The organism is Streptomyces sp. 7R007 (genome assembly GCF_054850255.1).
Map to the genome: position 1 here is coordinate 1 of NZ_JBTWMV010000056.1, position 20,089 is coordinate 20,089.

Genomic DNA, 20,089 nt, shown 5'->3' on the forward strand with positions numbered 1-20,089 from the left:
ACCGGTGTAGTTGAGGCCGGCCGTGTTGGAGGTGACGCCGTGGCTCATCTCGTGGCCGGCCACGTCCAGCGAGGTCAGGGCGTGGGTGCCGCCGGAGCCGTCGCCGTAGGTCATGCAGAAGCAGCTGTCGTCCCAGAAGGCGTTGACGTAGTTGCTGCTGTAGTGGACGCGCGAGTAGGCCGCCACGCCGTTGTTCTTGATGCCGCTGCGGCCGAAGGTGTTCTTGTAGAAGTCCCAGGTGGTCTGGGCACCGTAGGCGGCGTCGGCGCCGGCGGTCTGGGTGTTGGAGCCGGAGCCGGTGCCCCAGACGTCGTCGGAGTCGGTCATCAGGGTGCCGGTGCCCGACGTGCCGTTGTTCAGGCTGTACGTCTTGTGGCCGCCGCGTGTGGTGTCGTACAGCTGGTACGTCGACCCCGACAGCGTGGTGTTGAGCGTCACCGTGCCGCTGTACTGCGTGTTGCCGGTGCCCGTCTCGATCGCCTGGTAGCGGCTGAGCTCCTTGCCGGTGGCGGCGTCGGTGATGACGTGCAGCTTGCTGGGCGTGCCGTCGTCCTGGAAGCCGCCGATCACGGTCTCCCAGGCGAGCTTCGGGGTGCCGCTGCCGGCCCAGATCACCTTGCGGGCGCTGTCGGCGGTGGGCTGCCGCGCGTCCAGCGCCTTGGCCGTCTTCAGCGCCTTGGCGCGTGCGGCGGCCTTGGTGAGGGTGGCGGTGGTGGAGGCGACCTTGATGGTGTGCCGGTTGTTGTTGTAGGTCGTGCTCACCGTGCCGGCGGCCAGGGAGGCGGGCGGGGTGTGCACGACGAGGTCGCCGCCGAGGACGGGCAGGCCGGCGTACGTGCGCTCGTAACGGGTGTGCACGGTGCCGTCGTTGTCCTTGACGACGTCCTTGACGACCAGCTTCTCCTTGGCGCCGAGGCCGAGGCTGCGGGCGGTGGTGGCGGTCTTCTGCTCCGCGCTCCTGATCAGCGCGGTGTGCTGCGCGGGGGTGAGCCTGGCTTCCAGGCCACCGGTGCGCAGGGGGCTGGGATGGGGAGAAGCGGGCTGGGCGTTCGCCGGAACCGACTGGATGCCGACGGCGAACAGGGCGGCGGTGGAGAGCAGGGCTCCGGCCGCGGTCCGCTTGCGGGGGATGCGTCTCACTCGTTCTCCTACTGCGACGGTCGCGTGGGGCGACCGGTGAGAGACCGGGCAGCCGGGTGTACTGCCCGGGACGAGCCGAGGTGTGCGGGGCCATGAGAATGTGATGAGAACGTGGGGGGTGTGTGCGCGGCGGTTGCGGCGAGGATGACAGTATTGACCGGGGCATGTCAGTAGCGTCGTGGCCAATCGAGGGTTATCCCTATGTCGGCCACGGAGCGCTCATGGCTGGAATCCGCCCCGTGCGACGGGAGTTGACAGGGAATGTTCGAGAGTTGACCGCGTACTCGCGGTAAAGCCTTGCTTTACCCGCCCATGGGCCGTAGACCTTGCTCCACGAAATGCCGGGGCTCTGGGGGGAGTTGGCATATGCACGGTACGGTCGACGGGTTCCGCTACGGCGCGGTGACCCCGGTGGCGGCCTATCTGATGGCCTGCCTGGGAGGGGCGCTGGGACTGCGCTGCATCGTCCGGTCCCTGCTCAACGAACAGTCGTGGAAGTCCGGTTGGCTGGCGCTGGGCGCCGCGTCGATCGGCTGCGGCATCTGGACGATGCACTTCATCGCCATGCTCGGCTTCCAGGTCGAGGAGACCGGCATCCGCTACGACAAGGGGCTCACCCTGCTCAGTCTGCTCGTGTCGATCGTCGTGGTCGGCATCGGCGTCTTCATCGTCGGACACCTGGGCGCCGGCCGTCTCACCCTCTGTGTCGCGGGCGTGGTGACGGGGCTGGGCGTGGCAGCGATGCACTATCTCGGCATGGCCGCGATGCGGTTGAACGGCGACATCGCGTACGCCCCGCTCACGGTCGCCCTGTCGGTCGTGATCGCGATCGTCGCCGCCACCGCCGCGCTGTGGGCCGCGGTCACCGTCCGCGGCTTCCTGACCAGTCTCGGGGCCAGCCTGGTCATGGGTGTCGCGGTGTCCGGCATGCACTACACGGCCATGGCCGCGGTCAGCGTGCACGTGCACGGCACGAACTCCACCTGGGCGGGCGACTCGCCGGCCTCGCTGCTGCTGCCCATGCTGCTGGGGCCCGTCGTGTTCCTGCTGCTGGCCGGGGTGGTGGTCATGTTCGACCCGCTGCTGGTGCTGGGCGACGGCGAGTGGAACCAGTCCGCCGCGCGCCGCCGGGCGGCCGGCAGGACATCCGCGCAGGGCACCGCCGCCGACGGCGCCGACACGCCCGCCGATCACTCGCGGCCCGCGCAGGACGCGTACGAGTCACCACAGCCCGCGCCGCAGTGGGCTCCGCCGCGCGGGCACACATGGTGAAGTGCCGCACCAGGAGGGGGCGTTCACCGGTTCCCCACGGCTGTACGGCGCGCAGGCCGGGCGTCGGCTGTCCATGCCGGCCCGGCCCACCGGGCCGATCGCCGGGAGCGGCACCGGCTGCGGAGCCGGCACCGCGTGCTGCGGGCGGGACCGGGAACCGACGCGGTGCTGTGCGCTCCTGCGCCAACACGCCCCGCACGCCCCGCTGTTCTGGGACGGTGGCCCGCACCGTCCCGGCCACCGCTGTCCGACGGCGTGCCCCGGCGCTGAGACCGCCAACAGCCCGCCTGCCGGCCCCGCGTTGATCGTTGTTACGGTGCACCGGTGTCTGAATCCTCACGCGATACCGCCGCGGGCGCCGGCTGGGGCGCCGGTGAACGCGGCGAGTACAGGCGGCTGATGCCGTCCAAGGTCGAGAAGCTCTCCTGGCTGAACCCGAAGACGCTGTGGGCCGCCCGCAACGGCGTGCTGGCCGCCAAGCTCGGGGATCCCACGGGACACACCCGCAGCCGGTGGGTGGCCCAGGTCGCGGCGCCCGCCGACAAGGTGATCCGGCGCGAGGACCCGGACCGGTTCTCCTTCCTGGTCATCGGCGACACCGGCGAGGGCGACGATCCCCAGTACGCCGTCGTCCCGGGCTTTGTGAAGATCGGTCAGGACACCCGCTTCGCGGTCATCGCGAGTGACGTCATCTACCCGGTGGGCAGCGCCGACGACTACGGCACCAAGTTCTTCCGCCCCTACCAGGACTACCCGGCTCCCCTCTACGCGATACCCGGCAACCACGACTGGTACGAGGACCTCGGCGCGTTCATGCGGGTCTTCTGCGGCGACGTCCCGCCCCTCGCCCCCGAGCCCCGGCCACGCCCCTTCACCCGGGCCTGGCTGCGCTCCCTGCTCTGGCACCGTCCCCGCCCCACGGACGGCCGACATCTCGACGAGGCACGGCGGTTGCGGAGCGCGCCGGGCCAGCAGGCCGTCCAGCCGGGCCCCTACTGGGCCGTCGACGCCGGCCCGATACGGATCATCGGCATCGACACCGGCCTGCTCGGCACCCTCGACGCCGAACAGGGCGCCTGGCTGCGCGAGGTCTCCCGGGGCCCGCGTCCGAAGATCCTCATCACCGGATCACCCCTGTACGTCGACGGCAGGTGCGACCCCTGCGTCATCGAAGGCGGCGGCACCGTCGACGAGATCGTCCGCGACCCCGCGCACCACTACGTCGCCGCGATCGGCGGCGACATCCACAACTACCAGCGCTATCCGGTGCGGGTGGGCGACCGCACCCTGCAGTACATCGTCTCGGGCGGCGGCGGTGCCTTCATGCACGCCACGCACACCATCCCGCTCGTCGACGTCGCCGGCGTCACCGAGGGGGAGTTCCGCTGCTATCCGCTGCGCGGCGACTCCCTCGCCTTCTACAGCCGCCTCTACGGCCGGCGGCTGCGCCTTCGCCGCTTCTTCACCCTCACCGAGGCCGAGGCCACGGCGGTCGTCTCCGAGCGACTGGGCAGCGCGCCGACCCGCTCCCCCGGCGCCCCGGTGCGGGTGACCCGGCGGATGCGGATCGTGGCCGGTCTGCTGGGCGCCGGCCGCCGCCCGTCTCGGGTCCGGCTTCCGGTGCGCAAGATCTACACGCAGCTGTTCTCGCCCAGTTCGGCGACGTACAGCCCGCCCTTCTTCAAGCAGTTCCTGCGCCTGGACGTCAGCCCCGAGGAGATCCGGGTGCGCTGTTTCGCGGCCACCGGCCGGCGCGCACAGGAGGTCGAGCCGCCGGTCGAGGACGAGGTGGTCATCCCGCTGAGCTGACGGGAAGGGGCGGGAACAGTTCGCGCGACGGCCGGGTTGGCATGGCCGTACGACATGATCGCGGAACGACGGAGGAGCCCGTGTCGCCGACCTCTCGCCCCTTGCGCAAGCTGGGCTTCCTGACCATCGGCCTGTTCGACGAGGCCGACCCGCGCCGGGGTCACGAAACCACACTGGAGATCATCGAGCTGGGCGAGCGGCTCGGCTTCGACAGCGCGTGGGTGCGCCACCGCCACCTCCAGTACGGCATCTCCTCCCCCGTCGCCGTCCTGGCGGCCGCCTCGCAGCGCACCAGCCGCATCGAGCTCGGCACCGCGGTCATCCCGCTCGGCTGGGAGAACCCGCTGCGGCTGGCGGAGGACCTGGCGACGGTCGACCTGCTCTCCGGTGGGCGCCTGAACCCGGGCGTGAGCGTCGGCCCGCCCATGCACTACGACCAGGTCAAGGACGCCCTGTACCCGGACACCGCCGACGCCGAGGACTTCGGCTACGAACGGGTGCGCCGGCTGCTGGACTTCGTACGCGGCGAGAAGGCGTCCGACTTCAGCGGCGTCCAGGGCTTCGAGGTGTTCTCCGACCGGGTGCAGCCGCACTCCCCCGGACTGGGCCGGCGGATGTGGTACGGCGGCGGCAGCCTGAGTTCGGCGCGCTGGGCCGGCGAGCACGGCATGAACTTCCTGACCAGCAGCGTCGTCAAGGCCGAGGCGCCGAAGGACGACACACCCGACGCCGGCTTCGACTTCGCCGGCATCCAGCTGTCCCACATCCGCGCCTTCCGCGCCGCCCACCCCGACGGCGACGCCGCCCGGGTCTCCCAGGGCCTGGTCGTCATCCCGACCGACTCCGCCACGCCGCGGCAGCGGGCGAAGTACGAGGAGTACGCGGCCCAGCGCACGCCCCGCACCACCGCGCCGCAGGGTCCGGCCCGGCTGCTGTTCGCCCCCGACCTCGTCGGCACCTCGGCCGAGATCGCCGAACGGCTGCACGCGCACGCCGCGTTCCGCGAGGTCGACGAGGTGGCGTTCGCGCTGCCGTTCACCTTCGACCACGAGGACTACGTGCAGATCCTCACCGACATGGCGACAAAGCTCGGCCCGGCGCTGGGCTGGCACCCGGGCGGAACGGCCGTATAGCCCGCCCGTGCCGTCCTCCGATCGCGCGGCGTTTTCCGGCATCCGTTTGTTCGACGCGCGGTCCCGAACGCGAACAACGTCCCCCTTGCTACACCTGGAGCGATTCCGCAGCAAAGGGGGAACAACCAGTGCTGAACCTACGCAAGAAGACGATCGCGGCCGCGGGCGCCGTGGTGCTGGCCGCGACGGGGGCCGGTCTGGTGACGGCGGGGACCGCGCACGCGGCCGGCCACGGGGTCGACTACTACGGGGTGTGGGCGACACACGTGAACGTCCGCAAGGACGTTCCCGAGGAGTGTTCGCTGTACCCGTCGACCACCAACTGCCCCGTGATCGTGGACACCGTCAGCACCCCGGAACGGGTGTACGTGCTCTGCCAGCAGCTCGGGCAGACCGTCGGCGGAAACCCCTACTGGGTCTGGGTCCGCACTCCTCGGGGCAACCTGGGCTACATGGCCAGCTACTACACCGACAACCCCACCAACAAGATCGACGGCGTGCCGATCTGCTGACCACGACCGGCCGCCTCCGCGCCTACCAGCGCCCCACCTCCGTCCCCACGACCGCCTGCGACGGCTTGCCGTCCACACCGACGGGCACGTCGCCCGTCAGCATCACCCGGTGCATGACGCGCGGGAAGTCCAGGTGGGCGTTGTCACCGGGGGCGAGGTGGATGGTGGCGCGGTTGTCCCAGAAGGCCACGCTGCCCGGCTCCCAGCGGAAGCGGACCGTGTACTCGGGGCGCGTGGCCTGCTCCAGCAGCATGTCGAGGATCGCCCGGCTCTCGGGGCGGGAGACGTCGGCGATCTGTTCCAGGTAGTAGCCGTTGACGAAGAGGATCCGCTCGCCCGTCTCCGGGTGCACGCGCACCAGCGGGTGCACGGAGGCGACCTGATGGTCCAGGAGGTGGCGCAGGTAGGCGTCGTCGCCGGGGCGCGGCTGGTAGCCGACGCCAAGGCGGTGCTCGGCCCGGAGGCCGTCGACGAACTGCCGTACCGGAGCGGACAGTCCGGCGTAGGCGGCGGCCAGGTTGGACCAGGTGGTGTCGCCGCCGTACGGCGGTACCGTCTCGGCGCGCAGGATCGTCGCGGCGGGCGGGTCGATGCGGGCGCCGTGGTCGCAGTGCCAGCCGCGCAGCAGCGTGTGCCGACGGCGCCGCAGCCACTCGTCGTGCTCCATGCCGAACGTGCCGCCCAGCTCCAGCCGGTCGGCGGTGGTCTCGATCTCCGGGAAGTCCGGCGGCGAGGCGCCGCCGCGCCGGCGCAGCACGACGGGGTTGCCGAACCGGCGTGCGAAGGCCACGTGCCCGGCGTGGTCGAGGCGCTGCCCGCGGAAGAACACCACCTTCCAGCGCAGCACCGCCGCCCGGATCGCGGCCACCACGGCGTCGTCGAGATCCGCGGCCAGGTCGACGCCGGTGATCTCGGCTCCGATGTGCCCGGCGACGGGTTTCACCTCCATCCCGGCGCTCGTCCGCGTTGCGTCGTCCGCGATGACCCTGTCCGTCGCCATGCCCGCTCCCTGTCCCGGCCGCTTTACCGAAGATCGTGACAGGGTCGCGGGCTCCTGGCGACAGGGCCTCCCCGGCCGGCGCCGGCGCGGTCCCACGCCGTGCACCAGCCCGGTTTGATCACGCTCACCCGATCCGTGACGCTGGAGGGACGGCACATTCGAGGGGAAGGGTCCCGCAGTGATCGGCATCCCGACGTACACGCTCAACGACGGCACGACACTCCCCGCGCTCGGCCTGGGCACCTGGCCGATGGACGACGCGGAGGCGGAGCGGGCGGTGTCGCAGGCCGTGGAGGCCGGCTACCGCCTCGTGGACACGGCGACGAACTACCGCAACGAGACCGGCGTCGGCCGTGCCCTGGCCCGCGGCGCCGTCCCCCGTGAGGAACTGGTGGTGACGACCAAGCTCCCGGGCCGGCACCACGGCTACGAGGAGACCCTCGCCTCCTTCGAGGAGTCCCGCGCCCGCCTCGGCCTCGGCTACGTCGACCTCTACCTGATCCACTGGCCGCTGCCCCGCGTCGACAAGTACGTCGACTCCTGGCGGGCCATGATCAAGCTGCGCGAGGAGGGCCTGGTCCGCTCCATCGGCGTCTCCAACTTCACCGCCGGGCACATCGAGCGGCTGGAGAAGGAGACGGGCGTGCTGCCGTCGGTCAACCAGATCGAGCTGCACCCGCTCTTCCCGCAGGACGAGGTGCGCGCCTTCCACGCCGCCAAGGGCATCCTGACCGAGAGCTGGAGCCCGCTGGGCCAGGGTTCCGGCCTGCTGGAGGATGCCGTCATCGGCGGCATCGCCGACGACCTCGGCGTGACGCCCGCCCAGGTGGTCCTGCGCTGGCACGTCCAGCTCGGTGCCGTGCCCATCCCGAAGTCCTCCGATCCCGCACGCCAGCGCGCCAACCTCGACGTCTTCGGCTTCGAGCTGGACGCCGACCAGGTCAAGGCCGTCTCCGACCGCTCCCACCGGCGCCTGGGCGGGGACCCGGAGACACACGAGGAGTTCTGAGGCGGGCGCGGGGTACCCGGGGAGGCGCCGGCCACACGGAGGGAAGGGAGCCGCACGTGGGTGAGCGGGAGCGGCTGCGGGACTACCGCGGCAGGCGCGACTTCGGCCGGACCGGTGAACCGCGCGGGCACACGGCGTCCTCGGGCGAGGAGCCCCGGTTCGTCGTGCAGATCCACGACGCGAGCACCCTGCACTTCGACTTCCGGCTCCAGGTCGGCGACGTGCTGAAATCGTGGTCGATCCCGAAGGGCCCCTCCGCCGACCCCCAGGACAAGCGGCTCGCCGTGCCCACGGAGGACCATCCGCTGGAGTACGAGGAGTTCGAGGGCGTCATCCCCGAGGGCGAGTACGGCGGCGGCACCGTGATCGTGTGGGACCACGGCAGCTACCAGCCCCTCAGCCACGACAAGAAGGGCAACGCCGTCGACTTCGGTGAGTCGCTGGAGCGCGGTCACGCCACCTTCCGCCTCAAGGGCGAGAAGCTGCACGGCGAGTTCGCCCTCACCCGCATCCGGGACGGCAAGGCCCGCGGCGGCCAGGACGGCAAGGACGCGTGGCTGCTGGTCAAGGCGGGCCACAAGGGCGGCCACGGGCACGGCACGCCCGATCCGCGCCGGGCCCGCTCGGTGCGCAGCGGCCGTACGCTCGCCCAGGTCGCCGCGGACGACGGCGAGGGGTGAGCCGCGGTGGCCGGGCTCCTCGACACCCTCCCCGCCGGGCAGCGGCGGCTGCTGCGCGCGGCGCGCCCGGGCGCGGAGCTGGCGGCGAAGCCCATGCTGGCCACCCTGAGCGACCGCCGGGACTTCACCGACGAGTGGATCTTCGAGCGGAAGCTGGACGGCATCCGGGTGCTGGCGGTGCGCGAGGGCGAGCGTGCCACGCTGCTGTCCCGCTCGGGGCGCGGGCTCGACGCCACCTACCCGGAGGTCGTGGCGGCGCTCGCCGCCCAGCCGTGCGCGGACTTCACCGTCGACGGGGAGATCGTCGCCTTCTCGCACGGCCGCACCGACTTCGCCCGGCTGCAGCAGCGTATGGGGCTGACCCGGCGCGAGGACGTCGAGGCGAGCGGCGTCGCCGTGACGTACTACGTGTTCGACCTGCTCAGACTGGACGGGTCGGACCTCACGCGGCTGCCGCTCAGGACCCGCAAGTCCCTGCTGCGGCGCGCGCTTGAGTACCGCTCCCCGCTGCGGCTAACGCCGCATCGCAACGAGGGCGGCGCCGACCTGCTGGCGGCCTCCTGCGCCCGGGGCTGGGAGGGGCTGATCGCCAAGCGCGCCGACGGCGACTACCAGCCGCGCCGCTCCACGGACTGGCTGAAGCTCAAGTGCTCGCAGGGGCAGGAGTTCGTCGTCGGCGGGTTCACCGAGCCGGCCGGCAGCCGGGTCGGGCTCGGGGCGCTGCTGCTCGGCTACCACCGGGACGGACGGCTGCGGTACGCGGGCAAGGTCGGCACCGGTTTCGACCGGCCGACGCTGCTCGCGCTGCGCGAGCGGCTGGACGGGCTGCGCGTGGACGGCTCGCCGTTCGGCGGGCCGGTGCGGGAGCGGGGCGCGCGGTGGGTGCGGCCGGAGCTGGTCGCGCAGATCGACTTCACCGAGTGGACCCGCGACGGCATGCTGCGCCATCCGCGGTTCCTGGGCCTGAGGGACGACAAGAAACCGGCCGACGTGGTGCGCGAGCAACCCGCCGCCTGAGCCCGGATTCGATCATTCCGGCCCCAGCACCCCTTCCGGGGCTCTATGTTCACCGCGACAGCCGATCGTCGCCCCTGCTCCCGGAAGGCCCCTGGCATGCGCAACGCGCTCCGCACCGCCGTCGTCGGCGCCGTCGTCGCCGGCACCGTCCTCACCTGTGGCACCGCCGGCGCCACACCCCCGGGACCGGGGGTGACCGCCGTGCTGATCAGCCAGACCACGATCGGGGACACCGACTACACCGTGCGCGAGATCACCGTCCCGCCCGGCCAGAGCACCGGCTGGCACTACCACGACGGCGTCGTCTACGGCTACGTCAAGCAGGGCACCCTCACGCACTACCACGCGGACTGCGCCGTGGACGGCGTGTACCGCACCGGCACCGTGGTGCGCGAGCCGGGCGGTCCGGGCGACGTCCACCTCGGCCGCAACGCGGGTGACACCCCGCTGGTCCTCGACGTGCTGTACGTCCTGCCGCACGGCTCGCCGTTCTCCGAGGACGTGCCCAACCCGGGCTGCGACATCCAGTGATCAGTCGGGCGGCAGCGGCTGTTCGGCCCAGATCGTCTTGCCGCTGCCCGTCTGCCGGCTCCCCCAGCGCTGGGTGAGCTGGGCGACGAGCAGCAGTCCGCGGCCGCCCTCGTCGAAGGCGTGGGCGCGGCGCAGGTGCGGTGAGGTGGAACTGCCGTCGGAGACCTCGCAGATGAGGGTGCGGTCGCGGATCAGCCGGAGCTGGACGGGCGGGGCGCCATAGCGGATGGCGTTGGTGACGAGTTCGCTGACGACGAGTTCGGTGACGAAGGCGGCCTCGTCCAGTCCCCAGGCGGTCAGCTGCTCGGTGGCGGCCTGCCGGGCGGCGGCCACCCGCTCGGGGTCGGGGGTGATGTCCCAGGTGGCGACGCGGTCCGCGCCCAGGGCCCGGGTGCGGGCCACCAGCAGAGCCACGTCGTCGCCGGGCTCCTCCGGCAGGACGGCCTTCAGGACGGTGTCGCACAGGATGTCGAGCGTCTCCGCGGGGGCGGTCAGGGCGCGGCACAGCTCGGCGGTGCCGTGGTCGACGTCCCGGTCGCGGTCCTCCACGAGGCCGTCGGTGTACAGGGCGACGACCGCGCCCTCGGGCAGCTCCAGCTCCGTCGCCTCGAAAGGCAGGCCACCGACGCCCAGCGGCGGCCCGGCGGTCATGGGGACGAGGTTCGCGGTGCCGTCCGGCAGCAGGACGGCGGGGGCGGGGTGGCCGGCGGCGGCGAGGTTCAGACGGCGGGAGACGGGGTCGTAGACGGCGTACAGGCAGGTGGCGCCGAGCTCGGCGGCCTCGCCGCTGTCGTCCGAGGCCAGGTGGGTGACCAGGTCGTCGAGGTGGGTGAGCAGCTCGTCCGGCGGCAGGTCGACGTCGGCGAGGGTGCGCACGGCCGTGCACAGCCGGCCCATGGTCGCCGACGAGGGGATGCCGTGGCCGACGACGTCGCCGACGACCAGGGCGACCCGGCTGCCGGAGAGCGGGATCACGTCGAACCAGTCGCCGCCGACGCCCGCCAGGGAGCCGCAGGGCAGATAGCGGTGGGCGACCTCCACGGCCGCCTGTCCGGGCAGTCCGCGCGGCAGCAGGTTGTGCTGGAGGGCGAGCGCGGTGGTGCGTTCGCGCACGAAGCGGCGGGCGTTGTCGATGCAGACGGCGGCCCGGCTGGCGAGTTCCCCGGCGAGGATCGCGTCGTCCTCCCCGTAGTCCTCGGGGTGGGAGTTGCGCACCGCGACGGCGACGCCCAGGGTGGTGCCGCGGGCGCGCAGCGGCACCGCGATCATGGAGTGGGTGCCCCGCCGGTGGGGTCGGCCCTGCGGGGACCGCGCGTTGCGTTCGGCGGCCCAGCGCGTGAACTCGGGTTCGCCGGCCTGGCCCAGCACCGCCCTCTCCTCTCGCAGGGCCCGCGCGGGCGGTGAGTACGCCGGATAGACGTCCGTCTCGCCGAGGTGCACGGCCGCCTCGGGGGTGCCCTCGGTGGCGGAGCCGTGGGCGACGCGGCGCAGCACGATCTCGTCGCTCCTGGCCGGCGGGGGTTCGTCGGAGCCGAGGACCCAGTCGAGCAGGTCGACGGCGGCGAAGTCGGCGTAGGCGGGCACGAGGAGTTCGACGAGTTCCTCGGCGGTGCGTGTCACGTCGAGGGTGGTGCCGATGGAGACCGACGCCTCGTTCAGCAGGGCGAGGCGCTGCCGGGCCCAGTACTGCTCGGTGCTGTCGAAGGCGGCGAGGGCGACCGCGGCCGGCTTGCCGGAGGCGTCCGCGAGGGGCCACATCTCGATGCTCCAGGCGTGCTCCCGATCGAGGGCGGGGGCGCCGGTGAAGCTCTCGTAGCGGACCGGCCGGCCGGTCTCGGCGACCTGGCGCAGGCCGGCGAGGAAGCCCCGGTCGTGCTCGGCGTCCTCGACGGTGTCGGGGAAGTACCGGCCGACGAAGGCGTCCTCGGAGCCGCCCATGACCCGGCAGGCGACGTCGTTGAGGCGCAGACAGCGCTGGTGGGTGTCGAAGACGGACATCGACATGGACGCCTGCTGGAAGGCCTGCTCGGCCAGCGACGGGCCGGGGTCGGCGGTGACGACGTAGCCGTGCGGTACGCCGTCCCCGCCCAGTACGGGGCACGCCGCGAGGGAGAGCGTGACGACGGAGCCGTCGCGGTGCCGCAGCGCGACGGGGCCGTGCAGGGCCGCCACGGCTTCGGGGTGCGGATCCTCGGCGAGCAGGTCCCGCGCCGCCCGGCCCACCGCCTGTTCGGCCGGATATCCGGTCAGTCGCCGGGCACCCTCGCTCCACCCCGTCACGATGCCCCGGGCATCGACGACCGCCGTGGCGGAGGCGTGCTCCATGCCGTCCAGCATGGTCCCTGCGCCGCACCGCATCAACCGCGCTGTGCCAAGGGGGTCCCCCGTGTCACCCGCGGCGTTCGCGCAGCACGGCCAGGGCCCGGTCGGCGTGGGTGTTCATGCGCAGTTCGCTGCGCACGACCTCCAGGACGGTGCGGTCGGTGTCGATGACGAAGGTGACGCGTTTGGTGGGGGCGAGGCTGAACCCGCGCTTGACGCCGAACCGCTCACGGACGCTTCCGTCGGCGTCGGACAGCAGCGGCATGCCGAGGGTGTGCCGGCCGGCGAACTCCTGCTGGCGTTCGACGGAGTCGCCGCTGATGCCGACCGGCCGGGCGCCGACGGCGGCGAACTCGGCGGCCAGGTCACGGAAGTGGCAGGCCTCGGCCGTGCAGCCGGCGGTGAGGGCGGCGGGGTAGAAGAACAGCACGACCGGCCCGTCGGCGAGCAGTTCGGTCAGGCTGCGGCTCGTCCCGGTCTCGTCGGGCAGGGAGAAGTCCTCGACTTTGGCGCCGACGTCCACACGGTCCGTCACGACCGGCCCTCCGCACTCTTGGCGATGTGACGGGCCCACAGTACGAGGGGCACCTGAAGCGGCAGCCGCCCGTACGCGGCCGCCTTCTGCGGAGCGGGCCGGTGGCGCCAGTCGACGGCCATCTTCACGTTGGCGGGGAAGACGCCCACGAAGAACGCGGTCGCGGCGAGGGCCGCCGCCCTGCGGCTGCGCGGCGACGCGAGACCGGCGGCGAGGGCGAGTTCGGCGGCACCGCTGGTGTACGTCCAGGTCCGGGGCCGGCCGGGCAGGGAACGCGGGACGATCGCGTCGAACTGGCGGGGGGAGGTGAAGTGGGCGACTCCCGCGGCGGTCAGCAGACCGGCCAGCAGCAGGGGTGAACGTTGGGACCGGGACACGGTTCCTCCTCTGATCATCTGCCGCGCGATGTTACCGGAGCGTAGGCCGGGCTGGTGCGGCTGCCCGGGCCTTACCGGGGGCGCCGGTTGTGGGCGCCCGGGGTGTAACCGAAGGCCCGCCGGAAGACGTCGATGAAGGCGCTGGTGGAGGACCATCCGCAGCGGTGGGCGACCGTGGTGACGGGGGTGTCGTCGGCCAGCAGCCGCAGGGCGTGGTAGAGGCGGGACTGGGTGCGCCACTGGGGGAAGGTCATGCCGAACTCACGGCGGAAGAGACGGCTGAGGGTGCGCTCGCCGGTGCCGGTCGCGGCGGCGAGGTCGGCGAGGGTGCGCGGGTCGGCCGGGCGGGCGTGGACGAGGGCGCAGACGGCCGCCAGGCGCGGGTCGGTGGGGGTGGGCAGGCGCATCGGCTGCTGGGGGGAGGCGCGCAGTTGGTCGCGCAGGACGCCGAGCAGGCGGTCGCGCTCGGGGCTCACGTCGTCGGGGTCGCGGGTGTAGGCGAGGATCAGCTCGCGCAGCAGCGGGCTGACGGCGAGGACAGTCGGGGCGTCGAGACCGGGCGGGTTGACGTCGGCGGGCAGGCCGACCAGGTGCAACTCCAGGTGTCCGTGGGCGCGGTGGGCGTGGACCGTGCCGGCCGGGATCCACAGGGCGCGGGTGCCGGGCGCGAACCAGGTGCCGGCGTCGGTGGTGACGGCCAGGACGCCGGAGCCGGCGTAGACGATCTGGTGGTCGTCGTGCCGGTGGGCGTCGATGCGCTCGCCGGCGGCCAGGCTGCGGGCCCGGGTGGGTGCCTTCGGCGTGTGGCGGATGTTCGGCACGGATAGGCAGATTAACGGAAGCGGGACACCGGGCGCGGCCGTGACGATCGGGGGGTGTCCACGAAAAGCAGCCGTCCCCTCGTCCTTCTGTCCCTCGGCCACGCCTGCGTCGACGTCTACCAGGGCGCCGTGGCCGCGCTCGTGCCGTTCTTCGTGGCGGAGCGCGCTTACACCTATGCCGCCGCCTCGGGCGTCGTGCTGGCCGCCTCGCTGCTGTCGTCGGTGGTGCAGCCGCTGTTCGGGGTGCTCACCGACCGCCGGCCGGTGCCCTGGCTGCTGCCGCTGAGCGCGCTGGCCGGCGGGGCCGGAGTCGCCCTGTGCGGGGTCACGGGTTCGTACCCGCTCACGCTCGCGGCGGTCGCGGTGTCGGGGATCGGCGTGGCCGCCTATCACCCCGAGGCCGCGCGGGCGGCGCGCGCCGCGGCGGGCGGCGGCAACACGGCGATGGGCTGGTTCTCCCTCGGCGGCAACCTCGGCTTCGCGGCGGCTCCGCTGCTGGTGTCCGCGGTCGTCGCCACCTGGGGTCTGCGGGCCTCGCCCCTGCTGGCTCTCCCGGCCGTGGCGGGCGCGGGCCTGTGCGCCGCCGCGGTGCGCCCGGCACGCGGCGGCGTGACGGCACGGTCGGCGGGGGCGGCCGGCACGGACGACTGGGGCTCGTTCGCGCGCCTGTCGGGGGCGACCGTGTGCCGGTCGGTCGTCTTCGTCTCGCTGAGCGCCTTCGTCTCGTCGTACGTGCGTCAGCGCACCGGCGGCGGGGAGGCGGCGGGCACGCTCGCCCTGTGCGTGCTGTACGCCGGGGGTGCGGTGGGCACGGTGGCCGGCGGGCGGCTCGCCGACCGGTACGGGCGCCTGGCGGTCGTGCGCCGGTCGTACGCCGTCACCGTGGTCGCCGTCGCGGGCGTGGTGGCCGTGCCCGGCCCGGCCGTCTTCGTGTGTGTCGCGCTGGCCTCGGCGGGCCTGTACGTGCCGTTCTCCCTGCACATCACGCTCGGCCAGGACTACCTGCCCCGACGCGTGGGCACGGCGAGCGGCGTCACGCTGGGGCTGACGGTGAGCGTGGGCGGGCTCGCGGCGCCCCTGATCGGCGCCCTGGCCGACGCCGACGGCCTGCAAACGGCGCTGATCCCTCTGATCGTGCTGCCCGCCGTGGGCCGGCTCCTGCTGCGCGGCCTGCGCGAGCCGCTCCAGCCAGCCCGGCCGCTCTCCCGCCGCCCCCGTACGGCGTCGGCCTGAGGTCGGCCCTGTGCGACGGCCGCCGGTTCGGTGTCCTCGTCGACCGCTCAGGCGAGGAAGGCGTCGACCACGCGGTGGAACAGCGTGGCGAGCTGCCGGAGTTCCTCGGACGACCAGCCGGACAGGGCCAGCAGCATGCCGCGGGCGCCGGCGCCGCGGATCCGCTCCATGGCCTGCCGGCCGGAGTCGGTGAGCTCGATGCGCTGGGCGCGCCGGGCGTCGGGTGGCGGGCTCCCCGGGGCGCAGCGGTTGCGAGTCGGCGACCTGCCCGCAGCAGGGCGACCACCGCCCTGTCCAGCGGCACGCCGGACCGGGCTACCAGACGCTCGTGCTGCCGCGTGGGTGCCGCGGTAGGTGATGCGGCTGAGCGCTCGCTCTATCTCGCGTGCTCTATCTCGACCACTTCCTCGGAGGCGGTCGCGGGGGTGTCGGAGACATCGCGGAGCGGCTGGGGTGACATGCACTCCACTTCGCCCTGTCGTTGCGTAACGCAAGTGATCCAGGACGGTCCTACGGCTCCTGCCCTGCGGACGCGTGACACCGACCGGACTACGCGCCCGGACAGCGCGCGGTGCTCCCCCGGACGTCGAGGCCCTCGGGACCCGTCACGACGACGGGCAGCGGGTCGCTTCCGGGCGCGGCGACGCGCTGGGCGGCGACGGCCGTGCAGACGAGCTGGGCGACGGCGAGGTCGGCCGGCTGCGGCGGCGAGAAGGCGAGGCTGATGGTCACGCGCTCCTTGCCGGACGTCACCCGCACCGGCTCCGACCGGCGGCTCGCCCGGCTCTGACCGGCGTCCGGGGCGCCGGTGGGCGGCAGTGCGGGTGCGGGCGGCGTCGGACTTGTAGAACCGCTCGAAGACGTGCGGCAGGACGCTGTCGGGGATGCCGGGCCCACTGTCCAGCACCTCGATGACCGCCAGCCGCTCCCCCGCGCGCCCGGTCGCCTCGGTCAGCCGCAGCCGCACCGGGCGGGCGCCGTGCCGCAGGGCGTTGCCGACCAGGTTCGCCACCACGACGTCGAGGCGGCGCGGGTCGACGCGGCCGCGCAGGGCGTCGGGCGGCGGCAGGTCGGCCTCCACCAGGTCGCTCCAGGCCCGGGCGGCGAGGGTGCGGCGCAGGGACTCGGCGAGGTCGATCTCGTCGAGGTGCACGACGGCCGCGCCGGCGTCGAAACGGGAGATCTCCATCAGGTCGTCCACCAGACGGGCCAGCTTCACGGTCTCCTCGCTGATCAGCCGCACGGCGGTGGCGGTGTCCGGGTCGAGGCGGGCGGCGTCCTCGTCGAGGACGTCGGTGACGGCCGACATGGCGGCGAGAGGGGTGCGCAGTTCGTGCGAGACGTCGGCGGCGAACCGGCGGGCCCGGGCCTCCATGCCGCGCAGTTCGGCCACCGAGTGCTCCAGCGCGGCGGCCGTCTCGTTGAAGGTGTGGGACAGATCGGCCAGTTCGTCGGCGCCGTGCACGGCGAGCCGGGTGTCCAGGCGGCCCTCGGCGATGCTGCGGGTGGCCCCGCGCAGTGCCCGCACCGGGCGCAGCACCCCGCGCGCGGCCAGCAGGGCGAGCAGCACGGCCAGCGCCAGGGCGGGCACGGTGGCCCGTTCGACGGAGGTGACCAGGGCGTCGACGTACGCCTGTTCCGTCTTCTGCGGCACCGTCAGGAAGATGTGCAGGCCCGTGGGGGTCGCCGCGTCGTCGAAGGTGACGGACATGCCCACGACGAGGGAGGTGTGGTCGCCGCTGGGCACCCGCTGGAAGACGGTGGCCATCCTGGAGTTCACGGCCTCGCGCACGGCGGGCGTGACCTCCTGGAACCGGTCGCCGGGCAGGGAGGTACCGCTCAGGTCGCCGTAGGTGACCATGACGCGCCAGGTTCCGGAGGGCTCGGCCTCGGCCAACTCCACGGCGAAGCGGCGCAGTTCGGCTTCGTCCGGGGGCACGGTGAGGTCGGGGGCGAGGCGGTTGGCCTGGCCGCGCAGCTGGTTGATCACCGCGTCCTGGCTCTGCTGGAGCACGCCGGTACGCGCCTCGCGGAAGGTCAGCGCACCGGTGGTGGCGGCCGTGAGCGCGGCGACCAGCGTGAAGGCGACGATCAACCGGACGCGCAGCCCGCCCAGTTGGGGCATCCGGGGGCCGGTTCTCGGCGAGCGGGTCACCGGGCGGCGAACCGGTAGCCGAAGCCGCGCACGGTCTCGATGTAGCGGGGCTCGCCCATCTTGGCCCGCAGCCGTTTGACACAGGCGTCCACCAGGCGCGCGTCCGCGTGGTAGCTGTGCTCCCAGACCGCCTCCAGCAGCTGCTGCCGGCTGAAGACCTGGCCGGGCGAGGCGGACAGGGTCAGCAGCAGCCGCAGTTCGGAGGCGGCGAGCGGCACCGGCGCACCCCGCAGGGTGACTGCGAAGCCGGCCCGGTCGATGGTGAGGTCGCCGTAGCTGTCGAGCCGGGGGATGCCGCCGTCCGTCTGCGTCCCCGCCGCCCGGCGCAGGACGGCGCGGATGCGGGCCTGCAGGACCCGGGCCTGCACGGGCTTGACCACGTAGTCGTCGGCTCCGGCCTCCAGGCCCACGACGATGTCCTCGTCGTCGCCCCGCGCGGTCGCCATGATGATCGGCAGCGTCTGGTCGAGGGAGCGCAGCTCACGGCACACGTCCAGGCCGGGCATGCCGGGCAGCATCAGATCCAGCACCGCGACGTCCGGCCGGAACGACCGCACCCGCTCCAGCCCCTCCTCCCCCGTGACGGCGGTGACGACCTCGTGCCCCTGGCGGCGCAGGGCGAGAGCGACGCCCTCGCGCACGGCACGGTCGTCCTCGATCAGCAGTACTCGTGGCATGGGCTCAGTATCCGCACGCGCGACGGAACACCAGGCTTCTGTTACCAGATGATCACATGATCACGGACGCACGAGGTCGTTACCGTTCCGTTATCGTCCGGGCCAGGTCCGATCACACTTCGATCACAACCTGAACTGCCATGACCGCGCACAAAGCATCCCGCTCCCCCGCCCGCTCTCGTCCCGGGGGCCCCGCGCACGCCGTGGCACGCGGGCCGCGCCTGCGGCTGTGGGGCGGCCTGGCCGCGCTGACCGTGCTGAGCGCCACGGGCCTGGCGGCCGTGGGCTGGACCTCCCCCGGCGGTCATCCCGGGGCCGGTCCCACCGGGCACCCGCACCACACCTCCGCGTCCGCCGACCGGCCGGCGCCGAGCCGGTCCGCCTCTCCCTCCTCCACGCCGTCCGCCACCGTCATCCCGGCCCGCGGGCCCGGCACCTTCACCACCGCGCCCGGCACGAGCGCCAAGGTCGGCACCGGCACGGTGCTGCGCTACCGGGTGGACGTCGAGGACGGCATCGACCTGTCCGCCACGGCCGTCGCCGAGGAGGTCGAGCGCATCCTCGCCGACCCGCGCGGCTGGACGGCCGACGGCCACTCCGCCTTCCAGCGGGTCTCCGGCACCACCACCGACTTCGTCGTACGGGTCGCGACCCCCGGGACCGTGGACAAGATCTGCGGCGAGTACGGCCTCGACACCGAGGGCGAGGTCAACTGCAGCGTCGACAAGAACGTGATGGTCAACCTCAAACGCTGGCTGCTGGCCACCCCCGTCTACGCCAAGGACGTCACCGCCTACCACGCGCTGATCATCAACCACGAGGTCGGTCACTTCCTCGGCCACGGCCATGTGACCTGCCCGGGACCCGGGCAGCCGGCCCCGGCGATGATGCAGCAGATCAAGGGCATGCACGGCTGCGCGCCCAACGTCTGGCCCTACGACGCCGACGGGCACTACATCACCGGCCCCGCCGTCCCCTGACCACCCCCGCACCTCACGCCGGCGTCGCGGCGGCCCGGCGTGTGCCTCATGCGGGCAACCCCAGGGCTTCGGCGGAATCCGCCGGGGCCGCACACCCCTCGGGCCCGGCCCGGCATCCCCCGCCGGCGCCGGGCCCGGGCACATCCGCGGGCAACCTCAAGTGCTCGGACCCACCGGCGCCACCCACAGCCCCACGATCGCGTCGACCAGTCCCGTGGCCGCGTCGTCCCAGCTCGCGCGGGGCGTCGGCCGGCCCTCGGCCAGAGCGCGTTCCCGCTCGGCGGGCACGTGCACGATCAGGTGCCGCACCATCTCGCCGCGCTCGGCGCGGACCTCGGCGGGCAGCTCGGGCAGACAGCGCGAGAGGCCGTCGACGATCTTCTGCAGCGACGGGGAGGCGAAGGACTCCTCCACGATGATCTCGCGCAGCGCCGGGTCGGTCATCAGCTGCGCACAGAACCGCGCGTACCAGGTGGGCCCGCCGAGGTTGCCGAGGTGCTCCAGGACCGGACGCACCAGGCAGTCCACCCAGTCGCGCACGTCCGTGGAGTCGCCGACGCCGGCCAGCAGCCGGGCGCGGATCTCCTCCACGCGGGCCGCGTGCTTGCGCACGATCGCCCGCACCAGGTCGGCCTTGGTGCCGAAGTGGTAGCCGACGGCGGTGTTGTTGCCCTGCCCGGCGGCCTCGCTGACCTGCCGGTTGGACACCGCTATCACGCCTCGCTCGGCGAACAGCCGCTCGGCGGCGGTCAGGATCAGCTCCCGGGTCGCGTGCACCTGCTCCGCCCGTACCGTCCTGCCGGCCATGCTCACCCTCACACCGGGACCTCGACTTCCCTCCCGCGCCGGCCGGCCCCTCCCACCGGCGCGGGTCCGCCGCCCGCGG

Annotated in this window: 19 protein-coding genes and 1 pseudogene; 10 read left to right on the forward strand and 10 right to left on the reverse strand. The window is 73.2% G+C overall.

Annotated features, from left to right (window positions below; all coding sequences use genetic code 11):
• A partial coding sequence (locus ACYF6T_RS38460; RefSeq protein WP_461702514.1) for a M4 family metallopeptidase occupies positions 1 to 1,140 on the reverse strand: 1,140 nt, incomplete at its 3' end.
• Between the two features lie 366 nt (positions 1,141 to 1,506).
• Here ACYF6T_RS38460 and ACYF6T_RS38465 point away from each other — a divergent pair.
• The 4 genes from ACYF6T_RS38465 to ACYF6T_RS38480 all read left to right on the forward strand — a co-directional run bounded on the left by ACYF6T_RS38465 (position 1,507) and on the right by ACYF6T_RS38480 (position 5,866).
• Entirely contained in the window at positions 1,507 to 2,412 is a 906-nt protein-coding gene (locus tag ACYF6T_RS38465) for an MHYT domain-containing protein (RefSeq protein ID WP_461702515.1), read from the forward strand.
• A gap of 324 nt (positions 2,413 to 2,736) precedes the next feature.
• Positions 2,737 to 4,221, forward strand: coding sequence for a metallophosphoesterase family protein (locus ACYF6T_RS38470; RefSeq protein WP_461702516.1), 1,485 nt, complete (start codon positions 2,737 to 2,739; stop codon positions 4,219 to 4,221).
• A gap of 80 nt (positions 4,222 to 4,301) precedes the next feature.
• Positions 4,302 to 5,354, forward strand: coding sequence for an LLM class flavin-dependent oxidoreductase (locus ACYF6T_RS38475; RefSeq protein ID WP_461702518.1), 1,053 nt, complete (start codon positions 4,302 to 4,304; stop codon positions 5,352 to 5,354).
• Positions 5,355 to 5,482: 128 nt separating this feature from the next.
• Positions 5,483 to 5,866 carry a hypothetical protein gene (locus tag ACYF6T_RS38480; RefSeq protein ID WP_461702520.1) on the forward strand — a complete coding sequence of 128 codons (384 nt, stop codon included), beginning with the start codon at positions 5,483 to 5,485 and terminating at the stop codon, positions 5,864 to 5,866.
• Between the two features lie 22 nt (positions 5,867 to 5,888).
• On the opposite strand, the gene ACYF6T_RS38485 is transcribed toward ACYF6T_RS38480, so the two are convergent.
• Positions 5,889 to 6,866: a TauD/TfdA dioxygenase family protein gene (locus ACYF6T_RS38485; RefSeq protein WP_461702521.1), complete on the reverse strand. Its 978-nt coding sequence runs from the start codon at positions 6,864 to 6,866 to the stop codon at positions 5,889 to 5,891.
• Positions 6,867 to 7,044: 178 nt separating this feature from the next.
• On the opposite strand from ACYF6T_RS38485, the gene ACYF6T_RS38490 reads away from it, so the two are divergent.
• The 4 genes from ACYF6T_RS38490 to ACYF6T_RS38505 all read left to right on the forward strand — a co-directional run bounded on the left by ACYF6T_RS38490 (position 7,045) and on the right by ACYF6T_RS38505 (position 10,103).
• Positions 7,045 to 7,875 (forward strand): aldo/keto reductase, encoded by an 831-nt coding sequence (locus tag ACYF6T_RS38490; protein ID WP_461702523.1) that lies wholly within the window; start codon positions 7,045 to 7,047, stop codon positions 7,873 to 7,875.
• 56 nt (positions 7,876 to 7,931) lie between these two features.
• Positions 7,932 to 8,555 (forward strand): DNA polymerase ligase N-terminal domain-containing protein, encoded by a 624-nt coding sequence (locus ACYF6T_RS38495; protein WP_461702525.1) that lies wholly within the window; start codon positions 7,932 to 7,934, stop codon positions 8,553 to 8,555.
• 6 nt (positions 8,556 to 8,561) lie between these two features.
• Positions 8,562 to 9,572, forward strand: coding sequence for a non-homologous end-joining DNA ligase (gene ligD, locus ACYF6T_RS38500; protein WP_461702526.1), 1,011 nt, complete (start codon positions 8,562 to 8,564; stop codon positions 9,570 to 9,572).
• 96 nt (positions 9,573 to 9,668) lie between these two features.
• Positions 9,669 to 10,103 (forward strand): cupin domain-containing protein, encoded by a 435-nt coding sequence (locus tag ACYF6T_RS38505; RefSeq protein ID WP_461702528.1) that lies wholly within the window; start codon positions 9,669 to 9,671, stop codon positions 10,101 to 10,103.
• Here ACYF6T_RS38505 and ACYF6T_RS38510 read toward each other — a convergent pair whose 3' ends face one another.
• From ACYF6T_RS38510 to ACYF6T_RS38525, 4 genes are all read right to left on the reverse strand, one after another.
• On the reverse strand, positions 10,104 to 12,428 hold the full coding sequence (locus ACYF6T_RS38510; protein WP_461702530.1) for a SpoIIE family protein phosphatase: 2,325 nt from the start codon (positions 12,426 to 12,428) through the stop codon (positions 10,104 to 10,106).
• Positions 12,429 to 12,492: 64 nt separating this feature from the next.
• On the reverse strand, positions 12,493 to 12,960 hold the full coding sequence (locus ACYF6T_RS38515) for a peroxiredoxin (RefSeq protein WP_461702532.1): 468 nt from the start codon (positions 12,958 to 12,960) through the stop codon (positions 12,493 to 12,495).
• Positions 12,957 to 13,337, reverse strand: a complete 381-nt coding sequence (locus tag ACYF6T_RS38520; protein ID WP_461702533.1) for a DoxX family protein — start codon at positions 13,335 to 13,337, stop codon at positions 12,957 to 12,959. Before ACYF6T_RS38520 ends, ACYF6T_RS38515 begins: the two co-directional genes overlap by 4 nt.
• A gap of 71 nt (positions 13,338 to 13,408) precedes the next feature.
• Entirely contained in the window at positions 13,409 to 14,158 is a 750-nt protein-coding gene (locus tag ACYF6T_RS38525; protein ID WP_461702535.1) for an AraC family transcriptional regulator, read from the reverse strand.
• A gap of 54 nt (positions 14,159 to 14,212) precedes the next feature.
• Here ACYF6T_RS38525 and ACYF6T_RS38530 point away from each other — a divergent pair, with 54 nt between their 5' ends.
• A complete protein-coding gene (locus ACYF6T_RS38530; protein WP_461702536.1) occupies positions 14,213 to 15,391 on the forward strand; it encodes an MFS transporter in 1,179 nt (392 codons plus the stop codon).
• Positions 15,392 to 15,438: 47 nt separating this feature from the next.
• Here the strand turns inward: ACYF6T_RS38530 and ACYF6T_RS38535 are convergent.
• From ACYF6T_RS38535 to ACYF6T_RS38545, 3 genes and pseudogenes are all read right to left on the reverse strand, one after another.
• A pseudogene (locus ACYF6T_RS38535) lies at positions 15,439 to 15,774 on the reverse strand (MarR family transcriptional regulator); the annotation flags it as partial.
• Positions 15,768 to 17,516, reverse strand: a complete 1,749-nt coding sequence (locus ACYF6T_RS38540; protein ID WP_461702537.1) for a sensor histidine kinase — start codon at positions 17,514 to 17,516, stop codon at positions 15,768 to 15,770. The pseudogene ACYF6T_RS38535 and the gene ACYF6T_RS38540, both read right to left, overlap by 7 nt.
• 26 nt (positions 17,517 to 17,542) lie before the next feature.
• The gene (locus tag ACYF6T_RS38545; protein ID WP_461702539.1) at positions 17,543 to 18,223 is read right to left on the reverse strand and encodes a response regulator transcription factor; all 681 of its coding nucleotides are present in this window, start codon (positions 18,221 to 18,223) and stop codon (positions 17,543 to 17,545) included.
• A gap of 140 nt (positions 18,224 to 18,363) precedes the next feature.
• On the opposite strand from ACYF6T_RS38545, the gene ACYF6T_RS38550 reads away from it, so the two are divergent.
• Positions 18,364 to 19,203 carry a DUF3152 domain-containing protein gene (locus ACYF6T_RS38550; protein WP_461702541.1) on the forward strand — a complete coding sequence of 280 codons (840 nt, stop codon included), beginning with the start codon at positions 18,364 to 18,366 and terminating at the stop codon, positions 19,201 to 19,203.
• Positions 19,204 to 19,359: 156 nt separating this feature from the next.
• Here ACYF6T_RS38550 and ACYF6T_RS38555 read toward each other — a convergent pair whose 3' ends face one another.
• Positions 19,360 to 20,010: a TetR/AcrR family transcriptional regulator gene (locus ACYF6T_RS38555; protein ID WP_461702542.1), complete on the reverse strand. Its 651-nt coding sequence runs from the start codon at positions 20,008 to 20,010 to the stop codon at positions 19,360 to 19,362.
• Positions 20,011 to 20,089 lie beyond the last annotated feature (79 nt).